Origin of the sequence: Streptomyces sp. NPDC020299 (assembly GCF_044387825.1) — a bacterium.
Taxonomy (GTDB): Bacteria; Actinomycetota; Actinomycetes; order Streptomycetales; family Streptomycetaceae; genus Streptomyces.
On record NZ_JBIRWL010000015.1, the window covers coordinates 201,593 to 224,311 of the forward strand.

The following is a 22,719-nucleotide window of genomic DNA, read 5'->3' on the forward strand; positions in this document are numbered from 1 at the left end:
AGGGGCGCGAGGTCGTATCGACGCACGACTTCGCCGCGCGCGCGACAAGTCCCCGACGACGCCCGCCCGAAGGGCGCAGCCGCCCGAGCTCCCCGGCGAACCGGTCACACCGCCCGCGCTGCCGGGCGAACGGTCACACCGTCCGCGCTGCCGGGCGAGGGGCGCGGCTGCCCGCGCTGCCGGGCGAACGGGTCGCACCGCCTGGGCTGCCGTCCGAGGGGCGCAGCCACCCGGGCTCCCCGGCGAACCGGGTCACACCGCCGGAGGCACACGTGGACGGCAACACCCCCTGCGACCCGATACCCTTTGACCAGACACGCGACCCATCCCACAACAGCACACGCGGCCGAGGAGTCACCCGGATGAGCACCACCCAGAGCGAGAGGCTGCGAGAACTGCTGGAACCGCTCGTCACCTCCCAGGGCCTGGATCTCGAAGAGATCGCCGTGGACTCCGTCGGACGCAAGCGGGTGCTGCGCGTCGTCGTCGACTCCGACACCGGGGCGGACCTGGACCAGATCGCCGATGTGAGCCGCGCGCTCTCGGCGAAGCTCGACGAGACGGACGCGATGGGTGAGGGCGCCTACGACCTGGAGGTCGGAACCCCGGGCGCGGAGCGCCTCCTCAAGGAACCCCGGCACTACGCTCGCGCGGTCGGCCGGCTGGCGAAGTTCCAGCTCGCCGAGGACGGCGAGCTGGTCGCCAGGATCCTGACGGTCGACGACGAAGGCCTCGACCTCGAAGTGCCCGGGGTCAAGGGCCGCAAGGCCACCACCCGCAGACTCGGCTTCCCGGACATCGTCAAGGCGCGCGTGCAGGTCGAGTTCAGCCGCAAGGACAAGAAGGAAGAGGAGGCGTAGCCGTGGACATCGACATGAGTGCCCTGCGGGGCTTGGTTCGGGAGAAGGAGATCTCCTTCGACCTGCTGGTCGAGGCGATCGAATCGGCCCTCCTCATCGCCTATCACCGCACCGAGGGAAGCCGCCGACACGCGCGCGTGGAGCTCAGCCGGGAGACCGGGCATGTGACCGTGTGGGCGAAGGAGGACCCCGAGGACCTCGAGGAGGGCCAGGAGGCCCGCGAGTTCGACGACACCCCGTCCGGCTTCGGCCGCATCGCCGCCACCACCGCCAAGCAGGTCATCCTGCAGCGGCTGCGTGACGCCGAGGACGACGCGACGCTCGGCGAGTACGCCGGCCGCGAGGGCGACATCGTCACCGGAGTGGTGCAGCAGGGCCGCGACCCGAAGAACGTGCTCGTCGACATCGGCAAGCTGGAGGCCATCCTGCCGGTGCAGGAGCAGGTGCCGGGGGAGACGTACCAGCACGGTATGCGGTTGCGCAGTTACGTCGTACGGGTGGCGAAGGGCGTCCGCGGACCCTCGGTCACTCTTTCGCGCACCCACCCCGCCCTGGTGAAGAAGCTCTTCGCGCTCGAGGTGCCGGAGATCGCCGACGGCTCGGTCGAGATCGCCGCGATCGCCCGTGAGGCCGGTCACCGTACGAAGATCGCCGTCCGTTCCACCCGTTCGGGCCTGAACGCCAAGGGCGCCTGCATCGGTCCCATGGGCGGCCGGGTGCGCAATGTGATGGGCGAGCTGAACGGCGAGAAGATCGACATCGTCGACTGGTCGGACGACCCGGCGGAGATGGTCGCGAACGCGCTGTCACCCGCCCGGGTGTCCAAGGTCGAGGTGGTCGACATGGCCGCCCGGTCCGCCCGGGTGACCGTGCCGGACTACCAGTTGTCGCTGGCGATCGGCAAGGAAGGGCAGAACGCCCGGCTGGCCGCCCGGCTCACCGGCTGGCGGATCGACATCCGGCCGGACACCGAGCCGGCCGGGGAATAGATCCAGGCCGCAGGTCGCTCAGATCACGACAGTTATATGCACGACAACTGTTCGATCTTTGCCCCAAAGGGGTGAGGTCGGTACGGGGAGGTAGACTTAGCTGTGTCTGGCCGGACGCACGCCGGAGCATGCCCTGAACGCACCTGTGTGGGGTGCCGGGAGCGAGCGGCCAAGACGGAACTGCTGCGCATCGTGGCGATCAAGGACGCATGCGTCCCCGATCCTCGCGGTACGCTGCCCGGCCGGGGTGCGTACGTGCACCCCGCCCAGGTCTGTCTCGACCAGGCGGTACGCCGCCGGGCGTTCACGCGGGCGTTGCGCGCCCCGGGAGCGCTCGACACAAAGGTGTTGCGCCGGTACGTCGAGCAGATGACAGTTGCCGAACAGGCAACACCGTAAGAAGCGTCGCGCGGAACCCCCGTGCGGCCCTGGTACCCCGCGAGTTGGAAGTAGGTCGAGATTGCGATGAGCACTCGATGAGCACGCGATGAGTACGCCCATGAAGTAGCGACGGTCCGGACGCAACCCGGACCTAAAAGGAGCGAAGTGGCTAAGGTCCGGGTATACGAACTCGCCAAGGAGTTCGGTGTGGAGAGCAAGGTCGTCATGGCCAAGCTCCAGGAACTCGGTGAATTCGTCCGTTCGGCGTCTTCGACGATCGAAGCGCCCGTAGTACGCAAGCTGACCGACGCCTTCCAGGGCGGCGGCAACGGCAAGTCCGCCCCGCGCAAGGCCGCCCCCAGGCCCGCCGCGCCCTCTCCGGCGCAGGCGGCACGTCCGGCTGCCCCGAAGCCGGGCGCCCCCAAGCCGCCGTCGGCCCCGCAGCCGGCCGCCCCGCAGCCCGCGGCCCAGCAGCCGTCGGCTCCGTCGGCGCCGACTCCCGGCCCGCGCCCGGTTCCGGGTCCGAAGCCCGCGCCGCGTCCGGCCCCGGCCGCCCCGGAGTTCACCGCTCCGCCGGCCGCTCCGGCCCCGCAGGCCTCGGCTCCGCAGGCTCCGGCCGCCCAGGGTCCGCGCCCCGGCGCGCGTCCCGGCGCCCCCAAGCCCGGCGGCCGTCCAGGCGGTCCCGGCCAGGGCCAGCGGGGCGAGCGAGGCGAGCGGGGCGAGCGTCCCGCTGCCGCTCAGGGCGGCGGTCGTCCCGGCGGCCAGGGCCAGCGTCCCGGCGGCCGTCCGGCCGGTCCGCGTCCGGGTAACAACCCCTTCACCTCCGGTGGCTCCACCGGCATGGCCCGCCCGCAGGCCCCGCGCCCGCAGGGCGGTCCGCGCCCCGGCGGTCCCGGTGCCCCCGGCGGCGGCCCCCGTCCCCAGGCGCCCGGCGCCCAGGGCGGCGGTCCGCGTCCGCAGGCTCCGGGCGGTCCGCGCCCGACCCCGGGCTCGATGCCGCGTCCGCAGGGCGGTCCCCGTCCCGGCGGCGGCCCCGGCGGCCCGCGTCCGAACCCGGGCATGATGCCGCAGCGTCCCGCCGCGGGTCCGCGTCCCGGTGGCGGTGGCCCCGGCGGCCGTGGCCCCGGTGGCGGCGGCGGTCGTCCCGGTGGTGGCGGCGGTCGTCCGGGCGGCGGCGGCTTCGCCGGCCGTCCGGGTGGCGGTGGCGGCGGCTTCGCCGGCCGTCCTGCCGGTCCCGGTGGCGGTGGCGGCGGTTTCGCCGGCCGTCCCGGTGGTCCCGGTGGCGGCGGCGGTGGCCGTCCCGGCTTCGGCGGCCGTCCCGGTGGTCCCGGTGGCCGTGGTGGCACGCAGGGCGCCTTCGGCCGTCCCGGCGGTCCCGCGCGTCGTGGTCGCAAGTCGAAGCGGCAGAGGCGCCAGGAGTACGAGGCCATGCAGGCCCCGTCGGTCGGCGGCGTGATGCTGCCTCGCGGCAACGGCGAGAGCATTCGCCTGTCGCGCGGTGCGTCGCTCACCGACTTCGCCGAGAAGATCAACGCCAACCCGGCGTCGCTCGTCGCGGTCATGATGAACCTGGGCGAGATGGTCACGGCCACGCAGTCCGTCTCCGACGAGACGCTGCACCTCCTCGCGGGCGAGATGAACTACACGGTTCAGATCGTCAGTCCCGAGGAGGAGGACCGCGAGCTCCTCGAGTCCTTCGACATCGAGTTCGGCGAGGACGAGGGCGACGAGGAGGACCTGGTGGTCCGTCCGCCGGTCGTCACCGTCATGGGCCACGTCGATCACGGTAAGACCCGACTGCTCGACGCCATCCGCAAGACGAACGTCATCGCGGGCGAGGCCGGCGGCATCACCCAGCACATCGGTGCCTACCAGGTCGCGACCGAGGTCAACGACGAAGAGCGCAAGATCACCTTCATCGACACCCCGGGTCACGAGGCGTTCACCGCCATGCGTGCCCGTGGTGCGAAGTCGACCGACATCGCGATCCTGGTCGTCGCGGCCAACGACGGCGTCATGCCGCAGACGGTCGAGGCGCTCAACCACGCCAAGGCGGCCGACGTCCCGATCGTCGTCGCGGTCAACAAGATCGACGTCGAGGGTGCCGACCCGACCAAGGTGCGCGGTCAGCTGACCGAGTACGGTCTGGTGGCCGAGGAGTACGGCGGCGACACGATGTTCGTCGACATCTCCGCCAAGCAGGGTCTGCACATCGACAGCCTCCTCGAGGCCGTCGTCCTCACCGCCGACGCCTCGCTCGACCTGCGGGCCAACCCGGCCCAGGACGCGCAGGGCATCTCGATCGAGTCCCGTCTCGACCGCGGCCGCGGTGCCGTGGCGACGGTCCTCGTCCAGCGAGGCACCCTGCGGGTCGGCGACACGATGGTGGTGGGCGACGCCTACGGCCGCGTGCGCGCCATGCTCGACGACAACGGCAACAACGTCGCCGAGGCCGGCCCGTCGACGCCGGTCCAGGTCCTGGGCCTGACCAACGTCCCGGGTGCGGGCGACAACTTCCTGGTGGTCGACGAGGACCGTACGGCCCGTCAGATCGCCGAGAAGCGCGCCGCCCGTGAGCGCAACGCCGCGTTCGCCAAGCGCACGCGCCGTGTGTCGCTCGAGGACCTGGACAAGGTGCTCAAGGCCGGCGAGGTCCAGCAGCTGAACCTGATCATCAAGGGTGACGCTTCCGGTTCCGTCGAGGCCCTCGAGTCCTCGCTGCTCCAGCTGGACGTCGGCGAAGAGGTCGACATCCGCGTCCTGCACCGCGGCGTCGGTGCGGTCACGGAGTCCGACATCGACCTGGCGATGGGCTCCGACGCCATCGTGATCGGCTTCAACGTCCGCGCGGCCGGCCGCGCGGCGCAGATGGCCGAGCGCGAAGGTGTGGACGTCCGGTACTACTCGGTCATCTACCAGGCGATCGAGGAGATCGAGGCGGCCCTCAAGGGCATGCTCAAGCCGGAGTACGAGGAGGTCGAGCTCGGTACGGCGGAGATCCGCGAGGTCTTCAAGTCGTCCAAGCTGGGCAACATCGCCGGTGTCCTGGTCCGTTCGGGCGAGGTCAAGCGCAACACCAAGGCGCGCCTCATCCGCGACGGCAAGGTGGTCGCGGAGAACCTCACCATCTCCGGTCTGCGCCGCTTCAAGGACGACGTCACCGAGATCCGCGAAGGCTTCGAGGGTGGTATCAACCTCGGAAACTTCAACGACATCAAGATCGACGACGTCATCGCGACGTACGAGATGCGGGAGAAGCCGCGCGTGTAAGCGCTCGGGCTTCCGAGACGGTCCGGTCCGGGGCCGGTCGACGGAGAATATTTCCGTCGATCGGCCCCGGCCGTTCGTTGTACGGTTCTGATGTTCCCGCCGATCTGCCGGCGGGCCCGTCAATCCCGTACCGGCGGGTCATCCGGACACACATATGTATGTGGGGACTCTGTCCTTCGACCTCCTGCTCGGCGACGTCCGGTCGCTGAAGGAGAAGCGCTCCGTCGTCCGCCCGATCGTGGCCGAGCTTCAGCGGAAGTACACGGTGAGCGCGGCGGAGGTGGATCACATGGACCTCCATCGCAGGGCCGTCATCGGCCTGGCGGTGGTCTCCGGCGACGCGGGGCATCTGACCGACGTACTGGACCGTTGCGAGCGGCTGGTCGCCGGGCGCCCCGAGGTGGAGCTGCTGTCGGTGAGACGCCGCTTGCACGGGGACGACGACTGATTTCGAACGTAGAACAGGAAGAACGGGAGACGACCAGTGGCCGACAACGCGCGTGCCAAGAGGCTGGCGGACCTCATCCGAGAGGTGGTGGCCCAGAAGCTGCAGCGCGGGATCAAGGACCCGCGGCTCGGCTCGCACGTCACCATCACGGACACCCGGGTCACCGGGGACCTGCGGGAGGCGACCGTCTTCTACACGGTCTACGGCGACGAGGAGGAGCGGAAGGCCGTAGCGGCGGGCCTGGAGAGCGCCAAGGGCATCCTTCGCTCCGAGGTCGGCCGTGCGGCCGGCGTGAAGTTCACGCCGACCCTCGCCTTCGTCGCGGACGCCCTCCCCGACACCGCCCGGAGCATCGAGGACCTCCTCGACAAGGCGCGCCAGTCCGACGAGAAGGTACGCGAGGCGTCCGCGAGCGCCACGTACGCCGGTGACGCGGACCCGTACCGCAAGCCGGACGCCGAGGACGAGACGGACGACACCGCCGAATGACCCAGAAGCGCACCACGCCCGACGGCCTTGTCATCGTCGACAAGCCGTCGGGCTTCACTTCGCACGACGTGGTCGCCAAGATGCGCGGCATCGCCAGGACCCGCCGCGTCGGCCACGCCGGCACCCTCGACCCCATGGCGACGGGCGTGCTCGTCCTCGGCGTCGAGAAGGCGACGAAGCTCCTCGGGCACCTCGCCCTCACGGAGAAGGAGTACGTCGGCACCATCCGCCTCGGCCAGACCACGGTCACCGACGACGCCGAGGGCGAGGTCACCGCCTCGGCCGACGCCTCCAAGGTCACCCGGGACGCCGTCGACGCCGGCGTCGGCCTGCTGACCGGCGACATCATGCAGGTGCCGTCCAAGGTCAGCGCCATCAAGATCGACGGCGTGCGGTCCTACAAGCGGGCCCGTGAGGGCGAGGACTTCGAGATCCCCGCCCGGCCAGTCACCGTCTCCTCCTTCACCGTGTACGACGTCCGGGACGCGGTCGCCGAGAACGGCACGCCCGTCCTCGACCTGGTGGTGTCGGTGGTCTGCTCCTCCGGCACCTACATCCGTGCCCTGGCGCGCGACCTGGGCGCCGGCCTCGGTGTCGGCGGACACCTCACCGCGCTGCGCCGCACCCGCGTCGGTCCGTACAAGCTGGACGCCGCGAAGACGCTGGAACAGCTCCAGGAGGAGCTGACCGTGATGCCCGTCGCCGAGGCGGCCACGGCCGCGTTCCAGCGCTGGAACGTCGACGCCAGGCGCGCCCGGCTGCTCCTCAACGGCGTGCGGCTGGAGATGCCCGAGGAGTACGCGGGCGCCGGCCCCGTCGCCGTCTTCGACCCCGAGGGACGCTTCCTCGCGCTGGTCGAGGAGCACAAGGGCAAGGCCAAGAGCCTGGCCGTCTTCGGCTGACCCGGGCCCGGGGCCCATGGGCTCTGTCCGTGGGCTGTTCTGCCCGTGGAGCGGCGGCCACGGGATGTCGTCGCCGCTCCACGGTCCCCCCTCGGTTCCCCCACCCCTAGGGTGTATCCAGCCGCCCCCGCCTATTCACCCGACCGTGCGGGCGCTCGGAGTGAACGGGGGGAGCGGAAGGGGGCGCTTTCGCCGCACGATCTGTCCCACTGATCATTTCCGGCCTACCGTCGTGGACAGAGCACGGGTGCACGGTCGGGAGGGTTCGATCATGGCGGCACGGGGCCCGCGTACCGGAGGCGGCACCGGACGGGACCGCGAGGACGCGACCCAGCGGGAGCGACGGCGGGACACGCCCGGCGAGGACGGATACCGCGCCCTCGACGCGCGTCTGGTCCGGATCCGCGACCTGGCCGGCCGCCCGCGCGGCACCGGATTCGTCGCCGACCACCAGGGCACCCTCGTCACCAGCCACGAGGCCGTCGACGGCCTGGCCGGGCTGGTGCTGTGCACCGCGGACGAGCGGACCCGCGTCGTGACCGCCGACGCCGTCACCCCGCTGCCCGCCCTTGCCCTCGCGCTGGTCCGCACCGAGTGCCTCGGCGTGGAGCCGCTCCCGGTGAGCGCACGGGACCGGATCACGACCGGCGCGTATGTGCGTATCGCCGCCGGCGGCTGGCGCGAGGCACGGGTGCTCGGCGCCGTCGAGGTGACCTACACGGCCACGGACCGCTGCCATCCCCTCGGCGACGCCCTGGAGTTGGCGATGGGCACGGCGGGCCGGGACGCGCTGCGGCCCGGCGGCGGAGCGGCCGGCGGGCCGGTGCTCGACCCGGAGACCGGCGCCGTGCTCGGCGTCCTCGGCACGGCCCTGCGGTCCGGTGACCGGGAGGCCGGCTTCGCCGTGCCGCTGCGCGCGGCGGCCGACGCCCGGCTCGCCGCACTCCTCGACCGCAACGCCGCGACCGTGCCCGCGTACGGAGCCGACCTCAATCTGGCGGGCGTCCTGGAGCTGACCGCCACCTCGGTGGGGCAGGACGGCCCGCCCGGAGCCCTCGCCGGGCACGTGGGCCGGATCGGCGCCACCGGGCCGGGGACCGTCGATCCCGTCGAACGGACCGAAGTCGTCCGGCAGTTGACGTCCTTCGCCGAAGCCGGCGGTGGTGCCGTCCTCGGCCTCGTCGGCGCCCCGGGCAGCGGCCGTACGACCGAACTCGCGGCCCTCGCCGCACGCCGCGGCCGCGCATCGGAACCGGCACCCACGCTGTGGCTGCGCGGAGCCGACCTCGAGGATGCCGACGGCTCGGTGGCCGACGCGGCACACCGCGCGCTGGAGCGGGCGGCCCGTATCATCGCCGCCTCCCGGTGGCCGCTTCCCGGGGACTGCGCCGGTGACGACGCCGGTGACCCGGGTGGCTCGGCCGGCGCTGCGGATCAGGGTGGCGGGGGCGGTCCGGCCGGTCCGGGAGAGGCCACCCCGGAGTGCCTCGCCCGTGTCGCCGGGCGGGTCGGCCGCCCCCTGCTGCTCCTGCTCGACGGCCCCGAGGAGATGCCTCCCGTCCTCGCCCACCGGCTCCCCGAGTGGACCGCGGCGACGGCTCAATGGCTGCGCGCGACCGGGGCACGGCTGGTCGTGGCGTGCCGGGAGGAGTACTGGGAGGGTGCCGGAGCCGAGTTCCCGCCGGAGGCGCTGTACCGCCCCGCGGTCGGTGCCGCCGTCGCTGTTCCCGCCCTCGCCGCCCCGCCCCGCCCGCTCCCGCCCTGCGTGCACCTGACCGACCTCACCCCGGACGAGGCCCGCCGCGCCCGCGCCCGCTACGGCGTCCCCGAGGGGGCCCTCACCGAGCGCGACGCCCGTCACCCCCTCACCCTCCGCCTCCTGTCGGAAGTCCGCGCAGCCCTGCCGCCGGACACCCCGGCGACCCCCGCCGACCGGCACGAGGTGTTCTCCGCCTACCTGGACCTGATGTGCCTGCGCGTCGCGGTCCGCCTCGCCGCCGCGAACGGCCTGCGCGGCACCGCCGTACGGCGTCTCGCCGCCCGGGTCTCCCGCCAGGTCCACGAGGCCGCCCGGCGCAGCCTCGGACCGGGGCAGGGCGAGCTGGACCGGGCGACCTTCGAGTCGGTGTTCCCCTGGGGCCCCGCCCCCGCCTGGCTGGGCCGCGGCACCGGCTGGGCGTCCGCCGTCCTCACGGAAGGCCTGCTGGTGCCCGCCGGGAACGGCTACCGCTTCGCCCACGAGGAGTTCGCCGACTGGATCCAGGGCACGCACCTCGACCTGGACGAGGCCCTGCACGCCCTGGTCCACCGCCGTCGCGCCCGGCAGGAACCGCAGGGCCCACAGGCCCCAGAGATCACACAGGCCCCACAGATCCCACAGATCCCACAGGCCCCGCAGGAGAGCCGCCCGCTGCCCGTCCCGCATCACCGCGTCGGTCCCGTCGTCCAGGCCTTGCTCCTCCTCGCCCGCCAGCACGGCACGGCCGAACTCGCCGGAAGCCTGGAGGAGTTGGTCCACGCCCTGGACGCGGACCCCGACTCGTGGTGGGCCGCGCGTCTGCTCGCCCAGACGCTGTCGCAGGTCCCCGACGCGACCCCGTACACCGGTGTGCTCCGCCTGCTGGCCGACCGCATCGTCGCCCGCCGGCGCCGGCACCACCCCGTCTCCGCGGACTTCGGCCCCGCCTTCTGGACCGCTCTGCCGATCCCGGACCAGGAGCGCTTCGACCTGCTGCGCCGCCTGGTCCAGGCGGACGAGGCCCCGCAGGAGCCCGCCGGGTCGGCGACCCCGCCCGGCCCGCCGGCGTGGCCGGGGCGACGCGACGACGACGCCTTTGCCCCGCCGCCCGCCAGCACCCGCTACCTCGACGCCGTGGCCCGGCTCCTCGCCGCCGGCCCCACCGCCGTACAACCGCACCTGACCCGCTGGTTCGACGACGAGCGGCCACTGCCCGCCACCCCGCACGCCACCGTGGCCACGGCCGCGCAGGCGCTGCTGCACACCCACCGGCACGGCGCACTGGACGACCTCACGGAGGTGCTCGTGGACAGCGCGCACCGACGCGGCGACGAACTGCTCACGGTGCTCGCCGAGGACGAGGCCTCCGCCGTCTGCCGGGCGGTGGACCGGTGGGCGCACGACGAGCGGCCGGCGCGGCGAGCCGCCGCCATGGCGTACGGACTGCGCGCCGCACCCCACGTACGGACCGAGGCCGACCGCGAGCTGCTGCGCCACGCGGCCCTCGCCCTGCTCGCCCGCCCCGCCGACGCCTGCCTGCACGGTGGCGCGCTCGCCCTCCTCGTCCGGGACCCGCACACCCGCGCCCGCCACCTCCCGCAGGCGCTGCGGCAGTTCGCCACCGGCGACCCGCAGTTCCCGCCGAGCGCCCTCGTCCCCGCTCTGGCCACGGACCCCGACCAGGTTCTCGACGTCTTCCGCGCCCGGCTGCGCGCCGGGGTGGGAGCGGGCGCGGTGCTGCGCGCCCTCGCCGACGTCACCACACCCCGGCTGGCCGGCCGGGTCGCCGCGCTGGTGCGGGAGGCGGCCGGGCTGCGGCCGGAGACCGCCGAGCCCGTGGCGGCGTTCGTCGGCCGCCGCCTCGACCAGGGACCGGCTGCCCGCGCCGTGCTGCTGCCCCTGGTCACCGGCCTGCTGGACGGCGGCCCGACGCCGGTACGGACGGCCCTCGCGGCCGTGCTGGCAGCCCCGGGCACTCCGGCCTCCCGCCCCCTGCGCCGGGAACTGCTGGAATTGCTGCGCACCCACGTACCGGCGTGATGACGTGCGCCGGGTCACAGCCCCCATGCCGATGCGGGCCCGGAAGGCGCGGCATGGCACCCTTAGACCTGCGTAAGCGGTAAACGGTAGATACGGACACGGGTTCGAGGAGCGGTCACAGTGCAGCGCTGGCGTGGCTTGGAGGACATCCCCCAGGACTGGGGGCGCAGCGTCGTCACCATCGGCTCCTATGACGGGGTGCACCGCGGCCACCAGCTGATCATCAAGCACGCGGTGGACCGGGCCCGCGAGCTGGGCGTTCCCTCCGTCGTCGTCACCTTCGACCCGCACCCCAGCGAGGTAGTCCGCCCCGGCAGCCACCCGCCGCTGCTCGCCCCGCACCACCGGCGCGCCGAACTGATGGCCGAGCTGGGCGTGGACGCGGTGCTGATCCTTCCCTTCACCACCGAGTTCTCGAAGCTGTCCCCGGCCGACTTCGTCGTCAAGGTCCTGGTGGACAAGCTGCACGCCAAGGCGGTCGTCGAGGGCCCGAACTTCCGTTTCGGCCACAAGGCGGCCGGTAACGTCGAGTTCCTGACCGACCAGGGCAAGATCTACGACTTCGAGGTCGAGGTCGTCGACCTGTACGTGACCGGCGCCGCGGGCGGCGGCGAGCCCTTCTCCTCGACCCTGACCCGGCGCCTGGTCGCCGAGGGCGACGTCGAGGGCGCCCGCGAGATCCTGGGCCGCCCGCACCGCGTGGAGGGCGTGGTCGTCCGCGGCGCCCAGCGCGGCCGCGAACTGGGCTTCCCCACGGCCAACGTGGAGACGCTCGCGCACACCGCGATCCCGGCCGACGGCGTGTACGCCGGTTATCTGCACGCGCAGGGCGAGGTGATGCCGGCCGCGATCTCCGTCGGCACGAACCCGCAGTTCGACGGCACCGAGCGCACGGTGGAGGCGTACGCCATCGACCGCGTCGGCCTCGACCTGTACGGGCTGCACGTCGCCGTCGACTTCCTGGCGTACGTGCGCGGGCAGGCGAAGTTCGAGTCGCTTCAGGCCCTGTTGGAGCAGATGGCCGAGGACGTGAAGCGCTGCCGGGAGCTGGTCGAGGCGGATCGGTAGGCCTGGCGGTAGTCGAAGGGCGGCCGGTGCGAGAACGCACCGGCCGCCCTTATTTGTGCCGTCCTACTGCTGGGGCGGAGCCTGCGGAGGCTGCGGAGGCTGCGCCTGCGGGGGCCGGCCCTGGTCCTGGCCGGGCTGCGGGTAACCGGGCTGCGGCGGGTACGGCTGGGCGGGCTGGCCCTGGGCCGGCGGGTAGGGCTGGCCGGGGGCCGGGGCCTGGGGGTACGGCTGACCCTGGGCCGGCGGGTACGGCTGGGCGGGCGGCTGGCCCTGCTGGGGATAGGGCTGACCCGGGGCGTACGGCTGCTGCCCGGGCGCCGGGTACTGCTGCCCGGGCATGGGCTGGCCCGGCATGGGCTGGCCGGGGAAGGGCTGACCCGGCATCGGAGGGGCGGCCACCGGCGGCGGGTTGCCGTCGTTCGTCCACAGCCCGTGCGCCTGCTGGTGCCGTACGAAGTCCTCCGCGACCATCGCCGCGAGGTTGAAGTACGCCTCCCGCACCTTCGGCCGCATCATGTCGAGGTCGACTTCGGCACCGGCGGCGAGATGCTCGTCGAACGGCACGACCACGACACCCCGGCACCGCGTCTCGAAGTGGCTGACGATGTCCTCCACCTTGATCATCTTGCCGGTCTCGCGCACCCCGGAGATGACGGTGATGGACCGCGAGACGAGGTCGGCGTACCCGTGCGCGGACAGCCAGTCCAGCGTCGTACTGGCGCTGCTCGCACCGTCCACCGACGGAGTGGAGATGATGATGAGCTGGTCGGCGAGGTCGAGCACACCGCGCATCGCGCTGTACAGCAGACCCGTGCCCGAGTCGGTGAGGATGACCGGGTACTGCCTGCCCAGCACGTCGATCGCGCGCCGGTAGTCCTCGTCGTTGAAGGTCGTGGAGACGGCCGGGTCGACGTCGTTGGCGATGATCTCCAGGCCGGACGGCGCCTGGGACGTGAACCGCCGGATGTCCATGTACGAGTTGAGGTACGGGATCGCCTGGACGAGGTCCCGGATGGTCGCCCCTGTCTCACGGCGCACACGGCGGCCGAGCGTACCGGCGTCCGGGTTCGCGTCGATGGCGAGGATCTTGTCCTGCCGCTCGGAGGCCAGGGTGGAGCCCAGCGCGGTCGTCGTGGTGGTCTTGCCCACGCCGCCCTTGAGGCTGATGACGGCGATCCGGTAGCAGGACAGCACCGGCGTCCGGATCAGCTCCAGCTTCCGCTGCCGCTCCGCCTCCTCCTTCTTCCCGCCCAGCTTGAACCGCGACGAGACCGCCGCGGGCCGCCCGCTCTTCGCCTTCTGCTTCTTGTTGTTGAGCAGCCGGTCCGACGACAGCTCCACGGCCGCGGTGTAACCCAGCGGTGCGGCACCGGGGTTGGTCATCTGCCGCTGGTCATGCTGTATGGGCTGCGGCCAGGCGGCCCCGGCACGGGGATCGACGGGGGCCTGAGGAGGCTGAGGAGGCTGCTGCTGCTCCTGACCCGGCTGGTTGGGCGGCTGGGGGAAGCCGTAGCCGCCTTGGCCGGCGGGGGAGTCGGGGGTGCCTGTGGGGCCCGCGGGGTGAGGGAAGCCGTAGCTGGGGGCGGGGGGTCGGGCGTCCGGTGCGGGTGCCTGGGGCGCCTGCGGGGGCTGGGCCTGCTGGTTGGGGGGCGGGGGGAAGCCATAGCCGGCGGTCTGGTGCGGGGCCGGGGGCACGGGCGCGCCGCCCGGCTGCTGCACCGGGGCGGCGGGAGCCGCTGTGCCGGGCTGCGGGAAGCCGTAGCCGGGGGCGGGGGGTCGGGCGTCCGGTGCGGGTGCCTGGGGCTGTGCGGCTTGGGGTGCGGCTTGGGGTGCCTGCGGGGGCTGCGGCTGGTTGTGGGCCTGCTGGTTGGGGGGCGGGGGGAAGCCGTAGCCCTGGCCCGGCTGGGCGGGCGGTGGGCCGGCGGGACCGGTGGGCTGGGGGAAGCCGTATCCCGTCTGCGGGTTGGGAGTGGGGGCGGCGGCGTGGGGCGGCTGTGGTGCCGCCGCGGTCGGGGTGCCCGGCTGCGGGAAGCCGTATCCCGTCTGCGGGTTGGGCGCGGGGGCGGGGGCGTACGGCTGGCCCGGCTGGGGTGCGGCCGGCGGGGCCGGGGGCTGGTTCCAGGCGGCGGGCGCGGGCTGAGGCGCCTGGGGCTGGAACGGGGGCTGCTGCGGCGGCACGGCCGCCGGGCCCTGCGCGGCGGCGGGCTGCGGTCCCGGCACCGGTTCGGGCTGCTGAGGCTGCGGCTGGGCAGGCCACTGGTCCGCCGGTGTCGGGGCGGCGGGCTGGTACGACGGCGGCAGCGGAGGCACTCCGGCCTGCGGCGCCGGCGGGGGAGTCCAGGCGGGTGGGGCGTCCTGCGGAACGCTGTCCTGCGGAACGGCGTCGGCGACAGCGGGCTCCGCCTCGGGGGCGTCATCCTGAGCCCGCGGAGCCTTGGCGGGCTCGGCATCGGCGGAGTCGGCGTCCTGAACCTCGGCCTCCGCTCCCATGGCGTCCTCGACCTCGGCCACGACCTCGGCCACGACCTCGGCCTCCGAGGACTCCGCGTCAGCGGCGGGGGAGACGGCAGGCTCGGCGTCCGTCTCAGCCGCCTCGCTGTCCTCGGCAGAGGCGTCCGCGGACTCCTCCTCCACCTCCTCCTCCACCGGGATGTCGGCCTGCGGCGCGGCCTCTTCGGCGGGAGCCTCCGCCGCCACGGGCTCGGCGTCCTCGCCGGAGTCGGCGACCGCTTCGCCGGCCTCCACGGACGCCTCGGAGGCGCCCTCGGGCGCGCTCCGGAGCTCGATCACGTCGGCCCCATCGGTCTCGCCCGTGCCCTGCGCCTCCGCCTCGGCCACGTCCTTCGACGCGCCCGGCTCACCCGGCTCACCCGAACCGTCATCGTCGGAGACATCGGCGCGCTCCGCGATCGCGGCCATCTCGCGCTTCAGCGCGACGGCCGAGAAACGCATGGTGGCGCCACTCTCCAGATCACCATTATCAGCTTCGGCCGGCGCGGCCGGCGCGGGCGGCGCAGGCGGCGCAGGCGGCGCGGGCGGCGTCCACGACTGAGCCTGCCCCTCCGTCTGCGAAGCCTGCTGCGGCTGCTGCGAGGCCTGCGGCTCGAACCCGCTCCCCATCGGCAGCCTCGGCACCGCACCCGGCCCCCCGGTAGGCGGCGCGGGCGGCGTGAACGGCGCCCCCGGCGCAGGAGCCGGGGGAGCCGGGGGAGGCGGCATGAAGGGCGCGCCGGGAGCCACGGAACCGGCCGCCCGAGTCGCGTGCGGCGGCGGGGCCAGCCCCGGAATCGGAGCGCCCCCGGCATCCGCGTACGGCGAAGCGGGCGGCCCACCGGCCGCACCAGCCGCACCGGGCCCGGATGCGGGACCGGAGGCCCCACCGGCCCTCGAGCCCTGCCCGGAGCCCTCCGCCGCCCCGCCCGCCTGCGACGCGTTCTGCGTGTACCAGGCAGGCGGCGCGTAGTCGATGGTGAACTCGCCCGTCGCCTCGACGGCGGACTCCGCGTCGGGCTGGTCATCGCCGGGTGTGGCCCAGCCCCCGCGGATCCCGTCCCGATCGCTGCTCACAGTTCCTCCTGGTGTGGTCGAGCACCCTCATGCCGTGCCGGGGCGACCATGTCGTGTCGTTCTCAGTCGTCCGTAGTCGTTCGAGGTAGTCCGATCCACCGGCTCTCCCCCTGGGCCGTCGATGCCCGGTCCACGGGTTCTGGCATCGCACCCGGTACCAGCCTAATCACCACGAGCCGCACCCGGGCAGGCCCGTCCGCCCCTCAGCACCGACCCACCAGGTCACACCCCGCCCGGAAGTGGCCCACTGCGCCGCCGCATTGGCGCACCATCAACGAACAATACGGGCAAGAACTATCAAGTCGGGTCAGTGTGCACCCCGTTGGTCAGTCCATCCGCCGTGGCGTACCCAACAATCCGACCTCGGCATCGGTCGGCTGCGTCATCACATACTGCCGATCACGGTCGGCACACCAGAGGGTGACGCCGTCGGCGAGCGTCGGCAGGGCCTCCACCTCGACCCGGTTCAGCCCCATGGCGCGCCCCAGTTCCCCGGCCTCGTCCGGCGAGACCCGCTGGATGCCCGCCAGTCGCGCCTGCCGAAGAAGCCGGGGCGCGACCGGACTGAGATACGGCAGCAGCGTCAGCACCGACTGCCACGGACCGGAAGTCACCCGCCCGCGAGGCGGCCGCATGCCGCAGTCCCGCACCACCAGGACCGGCGTACCGGCCGACGCGCCCTGCGGCGGCACACGGCCCACGTCGTACACCGCAAGGCCGTTCTGGCCGCCACCCATGGCGTGCACCATCTGTGTCCAGGCCTGCGGCCGACCGGTCTCGACGGCGACCCGCGCCCCCGTCGCCGCGGCCCGCAGCGCGAGCACCTGCGCGGTCCACAGCCCACCGATCAGCACGACGTCGTACGCAGTGGGCCGGTTGAGCCCCAGCACGGCCGGCTGCCCCTCGGAGTCCACACCGGCCACGACCCCGTCGTCCCCGATGGGCAGCGCGAGCGAGTCCAGCAGTTCCGCGGGCAGCGCATGCCGCCCATGCCGGGGACCGAGCAGGCCGAAGCCGTTGCGCAGCCGGGCGGTCACCCGCTGGCCGGCCGATGGCTCGGCGCCCTCCGGTCCGACCGCCGTGCCGGCGGTCCGCCGTGTCGTCGGGGTCGTCACCGCACACCTCCGAGGGGCAACGTGGCGAGCATCCCGGGCAACTGCTCCCGGTCGAGCCGGGCGAGCCCCGCACCCGCCTCCCGGGCGGCCCCCTCCAGTGCCCGCCGGGCGGAGACCAGTTCGTCGTCGCTGCGGCCGGTAACCCGCAGATGCCCGCACAGGGACACCTCCTGCCGCTCCCCGCGCGCGAGGGTGAGGCTGAAGGTGGTGGCCAGCGCGGGTATGGCGGTGATCTCGGCGATCAGTTGCGGCAGGGACGCCCCTCGGTCGCCACCCAGCTGGGGCCATCGGCGGATCCAGTACGTGGTGTGCCGACGGTTGTCGCAGCGCCAACTGCGGCCGGACTCCTGGGTCCGCCGCTCCCGCGCCTCGGTCCGCCCGGCGTCGGCCGTCACCAGAGGATTGGCGCAGGCCGAGGTGGCGAGGGCGGCGATGAGCTCCTCCTCGTCGAGCACGGTCGCCCGGAACCCGGCCCCCGTCAGCCGGCTCGCCAGATGGTCGGCCGTACGGACGACACACTTCTGCGCGCCGAGCAGGCCACCCCCGCGCGCGGCCACGGCCTCCGCGCACAGCTCGGGATCCAGCTTCAGCGCGATCCAGGTGATGCGGACGGCCGGAGCGCCGGTCTGCTCCTGCAGGGGCAGGTAGTTGGCCACGGCCACGGACTGCTGGGGCAGGTGCAGCGCGGGCGCCGGCTGCGTGTGCAGCACGATCTGCGCCGACTCCAGCCGTATACCGTCCACTTCGAGGGCGTCCCGCACCAGCCCGAGCGGCAACGGCTGACGACTCCGCTCGGCCCGCACCGCGGTGGCATCGGCCTCCACCTGAAGAACGGCGGTGACGAAGGTCCCGTCACCGACGATGCCGACGGGACGCCGGTCGCGGGAACCATAGGAGTAGGTGCGCAGGGCGGGCTCGCACTCCACCGCGGGCACCAATGCGGGTTCGGTGCCCGGCGGAACCGCGGTGTTCGCCGCCCGGCGCTGACGGGCCCGCAACGCCCTTGCTGTCAGCAGCCATTCGGGCAGTGAACGGCCCCGACGGCTGACCACCGCGAGCAGCACGAGCGCGACGGCGACCAGAGCCGCCGGCACGAGCGCCGCGGGGCCCGTCGCCCAGCCGGTGACCAGCACGGCCACCGCGAGCTCCAGCAGCACGAGCCGTTGCAGCCGGAACGAGCCGCCCTGCCCCGGGCGTGCCCTGAGGTGCGGCGTGCCCGATGCCTGCTGCCGCGGCTGAACGGCCGACGGCCGCGGAGCGGTCTCGGGACCGGGCGCTGCGGCACCCCGGCCCCGCGACCGCTCGCGCGACCGCGTCCGAGTACCGGAAGCCATCACTCCATCCCCCCGTATTTTTCACAACTCGCTGGTGCCGGCTCCCCACTTGGGCGCCGGAAGGCCCAGGTACCCTACCCACCCCTCCGACCACTGCCGACACCAGGCATAGTAGGGGGCCGGTCTGACATCGGAGGGCGGCCAGTCACGCCTCCGGATGTGACAACGGGGAGAAACAGTCACTCATGGCATCACGGCGGGACGAACTCAACGCCTACACGTTCGCGAAGAGGCGCACCCTCGCGGCCTTCCTCCAGCCGTCACCGTCCGGATCGGAGGAAGGCGCGCCCAAGCCGCTGCGCGCGGTCGTGCCCAGCCTCGTCGCGGGCGCGCTGACTTTGGCGGTCTTCGGCGCCTGGGGGATGTTCCAGCCCACCGCGCCCGCCGGCTGGGACAAGCCCGGCACCCGGGTCATCGTGGGCAAGCAGTCCACGACCCGCTACGTCGTCCTCAAGACCGGCAAGGTCAACCGCTTGCACCCGGTGCTCAACCTCGCCTCCGCGCGCCTGCTGATGAACGGCGCCGACTACCAGGTCATCCAGGTCAGCGACGACGTCCTTGATTCGGGCAAGCTGCCGCGCGGTCCGATCCTGGGCATCCCGTACGCGCCGGACCGCCTCCCGTCCGCCGACGAGGCCGGGAAGGCCAAGCGCTGGGCCGTCTGCGAGCAGCCCGGCGGCAAGGGCGAGACCGTCCAGGAGGCGACCTTCGTCCTCGCCCAGCGGGACGCGGCGAAAGCCGACGGTTCGCGCCGCCTCGCCGGTGGCGACGTGCTGTACGTGAAGACCCGTACCGGCCGGCGCTACCTGGTCGACTCGCGCGGCACGTCGTACGCCGTCACCGGTGTCGAGTCCGACGCGCTGACCACCGCGCTCGTCGGCTCCCGCAAGCCGCAACTCGTCACCAAGGGGTGGCTCGGCACCCTGCACCAGGGCGCGCCCATACGCTTCCCCCAACTGCCCTCCGGTGTCGGCTCGCCCGCGAACGTCCCGGGCCAGCTCTCCGCGGAGGAGAACAAGGTCGGCATGGTCCTGCGGACCGAGACCGGGGAGGGAACCAAGTACTACGTCGTCCTGCCGGGCAAGGTGCAGCCGATCAGCGACTTCACCGCCTGGTTGCTGATCTCCTCGCCGCAGACGGCACCGCTGAACATGAACGGAGAGGCCCGCACCGTAGGTCTGCAGGACTTCACCGCCGACAGCGAGCCCTTCGCCGGACAACCCGCCGACTGGCCCCGTGAGCGGGCCCGCCAGGTCAACTCCGCCTCGTCCGCCTCGGGCCGCGACACCGTGTGCAGCGTGCTGCGCGATGTCGATGACGACAACTCGACGACCCTGAGTACCTGGGCGGGCACCGACTACCCGGCCGAGATCACCGCAGACGGCACCAGTACCTACGTCACCCCCGGAACGGGCCTGCTCTACACCCAGTTCCAGGGCACCGAGACGGGTGCCGGCGCACTCTTCCTCGTCACCGACACCGGTCTGCGGTACGCCGTCCAGGCCAACGGGGACAGCGACAGCCAGAAGTCGGACATCGGGGCCGGCAAGAAGACCTCTGACGGCACCCCTGAGCCCAGCGAGGCCCAGGTCAAGCTCGGTTACCAGAACGTCAGGCCCGCCAAGGTGCCCACGGTCTGGTCGGAGTTCCTGGCGAAGGGCCCGCGCCTGGCCACCAACGGCGCCCGGCAGCCGCAGGGCTCGTAGCCCGCCTCTGTTTACGGACATGATCAATAGGAGCGCCGTACGAGTGCTGCCGACGAAGGCAACCCTGCTGACCGCCGCCGTACTGCTGACCACCCTGGGCGCGGCCCCGCCCGCCCCCTCCCTCCGTCTGGACGGCAGCGGGGAGTGCACGTTCCCCGCCAAGCCGATCAAGGGAACGCCCTGGTCCTTGCAGCGCGTCCTGCTCGACGAGCTCTGGCAGGGCACGAACAAGGGCAGGGGCGTACGCGTGGCCGTCATCGACACCGGCGTCGACGACAAGAACCCGCAGCTCAGGGCAGTGGTGGACAAGGCGGACGGCCGTGACTTCCTCACCAAGGGCAAGGGCGGCGACCCGACCGACGACCAGGTCGGGCACGGCACCAAAGTCGCGGGCATCATCGCCGCCCGTCCCCGCTCGGGCACAGGCTTCGTCGGCCTCGCCCCGAACGCCACCATCATCCCCATCCGCCAGAACGACGCCGACCAGAGCGGCGACTCGGACACGATGGCCGCTGCCATCAACTACGCCGTGACGCAACGTGCCGACGTCATCAACATCTCCCAGGACACGACGAAGCCCCTGTCGGCCACCTCCGCCCTCGCGCAGGCGGTCCGCAAGGCGATCGGCGCGGGGGTCGTCGTGGTCGCCTCCGCAGGCAACGACGGCCTGGACGGCAAGGTCAAGAACACCTACCCGGCGGCCTTCGACGGCGTCCTGGCCGTGGCCTCCTCCGACCGCAACAACGAACGTGCCACGTTCTCCCAGGCCGGCACCTTCGTGGGCGTGGCGGCCCCCGGCGTGGACATCGTCTCCACCGTTCCCGGCGGCGGCCAGTGCACCGACAACGGCACCAGCTTCTCGGCCCCCTTCGTCGCGGGCGTGGCGGCCCTGCTCAAGGAGAAGTACCCGCACTGGACCCCCGCCCAGATCATCACCCGGATCGAGCAGACGGCGGAACGCTCCGTCAACGGCCACGACGACTACGTCGGCTGGGGCGTCGTCGACCCGGTCCGGGCCATCCAGGAATCCGACACCGAGGACCCGCCGTCCTCGCCCACCCCCGACCCCGGCCTCAGCAAGGCCCCGGCCCCCGACGTGGCACGGTTCTCCCTCGCGGAGACCGCTGAGGAGCGCAACCAGCGGTACGCCACCTACGCCCTCGGCATCACCGTCGTGCTGGTGGCGGTCATCGCCGGCGCGGCCGTCGTCACGCGCGACCTGCGCCGCCGTCACCGAAAGGAACCCTCAGCGTGAGCTTCGGCCCACCCCCGTCGATGTACACGGAGTCCGCACTGGCAGCGGACAAGACACGCCAGAAGCGCCGTAGACGGGTCCTGAGGACGGCAGCGGCGTCGACGGCCGCCGCCCTCTGCCTCGGCGCGGGCCTGCTGTGGTACCAGGCCGGTGACAAAGGGACCGGCAAGGCGACACCGGTGGCCGCGCACCAGGCGCTCGACGAGGTCCGGGAAACCGTCGAGAAAGCCCCCGTCTCGCCCGAGGGCCAGATCGTGACCCAGCACAACGAGGAGAAGCTCTCCAAGAACACCGACATCAACCCACGCTACGCCCCCGGCACCTGGGCCACGGGGAAGATCGTCGCGAGGGGCGTGGCCAACCGGATCGAGGGCTACAAGATCGAGCCCACCTACGACGAGAAGGCCTGGACCCTCAAGCTGGCCGGCCACATCTGTGCCACCAGCAGGGACGTCACCGCCGACGGCCGTACCGCGGTGGTCATCCAGCCGCCCAAGGCCAAGGGCGCCAAGACCGGGGGCATCTGCGACCAGGTGCTCCTCCTCGACCTCGACACGGGCAAGAAGCTGTGGCAGAAGAAGATGCCCGCGGCCGACTTCGCCTACGTCACCAACACCAACCTCACCCTCACCAAAGGGGTCGTCGCCGTGGCGTGGGGCCATGGCTCGGTGGCGTACGACATGAAGACCGGCAAGCGGCTCTGGAACACCACCACGGTCTCCCAGTGCCACGACACGGGCTTCGCCGGCGGCCGCGCGCTCCTGGCACTGGTCACCTGCGGTGACGGGCCCGACGCCACCTACCGCGTGGAGAAACTGAACCCGCGCACCGGCAGGACCCGGTGGACGTACAAACTCGCCGACGGCGTCCAGGACGTCTTCCTGCCCTCCTCCGACCCGCCCGTCCTGGCCGTGGCGGCGGGCGACAGCGAGGTCACCGACCTGATCACACTCGATGCCGGCCACGGCAAACGCCTGGCCACCATCTCTATGGGCGGCTACGACCCCAAATGCGGCAAGCGGTACTCCTTCTCGCCGTACTTCGGCACGGTGGACAACTGTGACGGCCTGGTCGTGGGCCGCAGCAGGCTCTACGTCATGAGCAAGGAGCAGACCGACATCAAGCAGCCCTCCGACTGGATCGTGGCCTTCGACGTCGACAAGGGCACCTCCGTCGGCAAGTTCGAGGGCCGTCCCTTCCAGATGGTCGTGCCCCTCCGTATGAGCGGTGACGACCTGCTGATCTACCGAAGGAGCATCGACGACGTCCAGCCCGCAGCCGTGGTCAGCTGGAACTCTCGCACCGACAAGGAGACCCCGTACCTCCTCTTCCAGCTCCCGGAGGACGACGAGTACGAACTCAGCGACCCGGAGAAGACGGAGATCACCTACGAGCAGGGCCACATCTTCTTCGCACCGCGTGAACTGGCCCGGGACGACGACCACCCGACGTATCCGGTGCTGTCGGTCCTCGGGGTCGGCACGGCGGGCCTCAAGCACTGAGGTGACACGGGCCGCCGGAGGGCGGCACACGCGCGTGTGCCGCCCTCCGCGCCTG

15 protein-coding genes are annotated in these 22,719 nt (G+C 72.8%); 12 read left to right on the forward strand and 3 right to left on the reverse strand.

The window, feature by feature from the left end; translation table 11 throughout:
- The first annotated feature begins 362 nt into the window (after window positions 1–362).
- The 9 genes from rimP (at window position 363) to ACH45E_RS33110 (ending at window position 12,185) form a co-directional block, all read left to right on the forward strand.
- Window positions 363–860 carry a ribosome maturation factor RimP gene (gene rimP, locus ACH45E_RS33070; protein WP_361447044.1) on the forward strand — a complete coding sequence of 166 codons (498 nt, stop codon included), beginning with the start codon at window positions 363–365 and terminating at the stop codon, window positions 858–860.
- Window positions 861–862: 2 nt separating this feature from the next.
- Window positions 863–1,849: a transcription termination factor NusA gene (gene nusA, locus ACH45E_RS33075; RefSeq protein ID WP_361447042.1), complete on the forward strand. Its 987-nt coding sequence runs from the start codon at window positions 863–865 to the stop codon at window positions 1,847–1,849.
- Between the two features lie 102 nt (window positions 1,850–1,951).
- Window positions 1,952–2,248, forward strand: a complete 297-nt coding sequence (locus ACH45E_RS33080; RefSeq protein WP_361447040.1) for a YlxR family protein — start codon at window positions 1,952–1,954, stop codon at window positions 2,246–2,248.
- A 147-nt stretch (window positions 2,249–2,395) separates the two neighbouring features.
- A complete protein-coding gene (gene infB, locus ACH45E_RS33085; protein WP_361447038.1) occupies window positions 2,396–5,500 on the forward strand; it encodes a translation initiation factor IF-2 in 3,105 nt (1,034 codons plus the stop codon).
- Between the two features lie 154 nt (window positions 5,501–5,654).
- The gene (locus tag ACH45E_RS33090) at window positions 5,655–5,948 is read left to right on the forward strand and encodes a DUF503 domain-containing protein (RefSeq protein WP_361447036.1); all 294 of its coding nucleotides are present in this window, start codon (window positions 5,655–5,657) and stop codon (window positions 5,946–5,948) included.
- 36 nt (window positions 5,949–5,984) lie between these two features.
- Window positions 5,985–6,437 carry a 30S ribosome-binding factor RbfA gene (gene rbfA, locus ACH45E_RS33095; RefSeq protein ID WP_361447034.1) on the forward strand — a complete coding sequence of 151 codons (453 nt, stop codon included), beginning with the start codon at window positions 5,985–5,987 and terminating at the stop codon, window positions 6,435–6,437.
- Window positions 6,434–7,339, forward strand: a complete 906-nt coding sequence (truB, locus tag ACH45E_RS33100) for a tRNA pseudouridine(55) synthase TruB (protein ID WP_361447032.1) — start codon at window positions 6,434–6,436, stop codon at window positions 7,337–7,339. The genes rbfA and truB overlap by 4 nt, the downstream gene beginning before the upstream one ends.
- Window positions 7,340–7,610: 271 nt before the next feature.
- The gene (locus ACH45E_RS33105; protein WP_361447030.1) at window positions 7,611–11,117 is read left to right on the forward strand and encodes a trypsin-like peptidase domain-containing protein; all 3,507 of its coding nucleotides are present in this window, start codon (window positions 7,611–7,613) and stop codon (window positions 11,115–11,117) included.
- Between the two features lie 120 nt (window positions 11,118–11,237).
- Window positions 11,238–12,185 (forward strand): bifunctional riboflavin kinase/FAD synthetase, encoded by a 948-nt coding sequence (locus ACH45E_RS33110; RefSeq protein ID WP_361447028.1) that lies wholly within the window; start codon window positions 11,238–11,240, stop codon window positions 12,183–12,185.
- Between the two features lie 63 nt (window positions 12,186–12,248).
- On the opposite strand, the gene ACH45E_RS33115 is transcribed toward ACH45E_RS33110, so the two are convergent.
- The 3 genes from ACH45E_RS33115 to eccE all read right to left on the reverse strand — a co-directional run bounded on the left by ACH45E_RS33115 (window position 12,249) and on the right by eccE (window position 18,201).
- Complete coding sequence (locus ACH45E_RS33115) at window positions 12,249–15,752, reverse strand: SCO5717 family growth-regulating ATPase (RefSeq protein ID WP_361447026.1); 3,504 nt, start codon at window positions 15,750–15,752, stop codon at window positions 12,249–12,251.
- A gap of 326 nt (window positions 15,753–16,078) precedes the next feature.
- Window positions 16,079–16,867 carry a hypothetical protein gene (locus tag ACH45E_RS33120; RefSeq protein ID WP_399042064.1) on the reverse strand — a complete coding sequence of 263 codons (789 nt, stop codon included), beginning with the start codon at window positions 16,865–16,867 and terminating at the stop codon, window positions 16,079–16,081.
- A complete protein-coding gene (gene eccE, locus ACH45E_RS33125; protein WP_361447024.1) occupies window positions 16,864–18,201 on the reverse strand; it encodes a type VII secretion protein EccE in 1,338 nt (445 codons plus the stop codon). The genes ACH45E_RS33120 and eccE overlap by 4 nt, the downstream gene beginning before the upstream one ends.
- A 185-nt stretch (window positions 18,202–18,386) precedes the next feature.
- Between eccE and eccB the strand changes: the two genes are divergently transcribed.
- Genes eccB through ACH45E_RS33140 form a run of 3 tightly spaced genes read left to right on the forward strand, consistent with a single transcriptional unit; the run spans window position 18,387 to window position 22,664 of the window.
- Complete coding sequence (eccB, locus tag ACH45E_RS33130) at window positions 18,387–19,907, forward strand: type VII secretion protein EccB (RefSeq protein WP_361447022.1); 1,521 nt, start codon at window positions 18,387–18,389, stop codon at window positions 19,905–19,907.
- A 19-nt stretch (window positions 19,908–19,926) separates the two neighbouring features.
- Window positions 19,927–21,162 carry a type VII secretion-associated serine protease mycosin gene (mycP, locus tag ACH45E_RS33135; protein ID WP_361447020.1) on the forward strand — a complete coding sequence of 412 codons (1,236 nt, stop codon included), beginning with the start codon at window positions 19,927–19,929 and terminating at the stop codon, window positions 21,160–21,162.
- The gene (locus ACH45E_RS33140; protein WP_361447018.1) at window positions 21,159–22,664 is read left to right on the forward strand and encodes a PQQ-binding-like beta-propeller repeat protein; all 1,506 of its coding nucleotides are present in this window, start codon (window positions 21,159–21,161) and stop codon (window positions 22,662–22,664) included. The genes mycP and ACH45E_RS33140 overlap by 4 nt, the downstream gene beginning before the upstream one ends.
- Window positions 22,665–22,719 lie beyond the last annotated feature (55 nt).

Bases quoted from the DNA above. Each gene is read 5' to 3' on its own strand.
- rimP (WP_361447044.1), top strand. From the start codon at position 363: ATGAGCACCACCCAGAGCGAGAGGCTGCGAGAACTGCTGGAACCGCTC.
- ACH45E_RS33090 (WP_361447036.1), top strand. From the start codon at position 5,655: ATGTATGTGGGGACTCTGTCCTTCGACCTCCTGCTCGGCGACGTCCGG.
- truB (WP_361447032.1), top strand. From the start codon at position 6,434: ATGACCCAGAAGCGCACCACGCCCGACGGCCTTGTCATCGTCGACAAG.
- ACH45E_RS33105 (WP_361447030.1), top strand. From the start codon at position 7,611: ATGGCGGCACGGGGCCCGCGTACCGGAGGCGGCACCGGACGGGACCGC.
- eccE (WP_361447024.1), bottom strand. From the start codon at position 18,201: ATGGCTTCCGGTACTCGGACGCGGTCGCGCGAGCGGTCGCGGGGCCGG.
- eccB (WP_361447022.1), top strand. From the start codon at position 18,387: ATGGCATCACGGCGGGACGAACTCAACGCCTACACGTTCGCGAAGAGG.
- mycP (WP_361447020.1), top strand. From the start codon at position 19,927: ATGATCAATAGGAGCGCCGTACGAGTGCTGCCGACGAAGGCAACCCTG.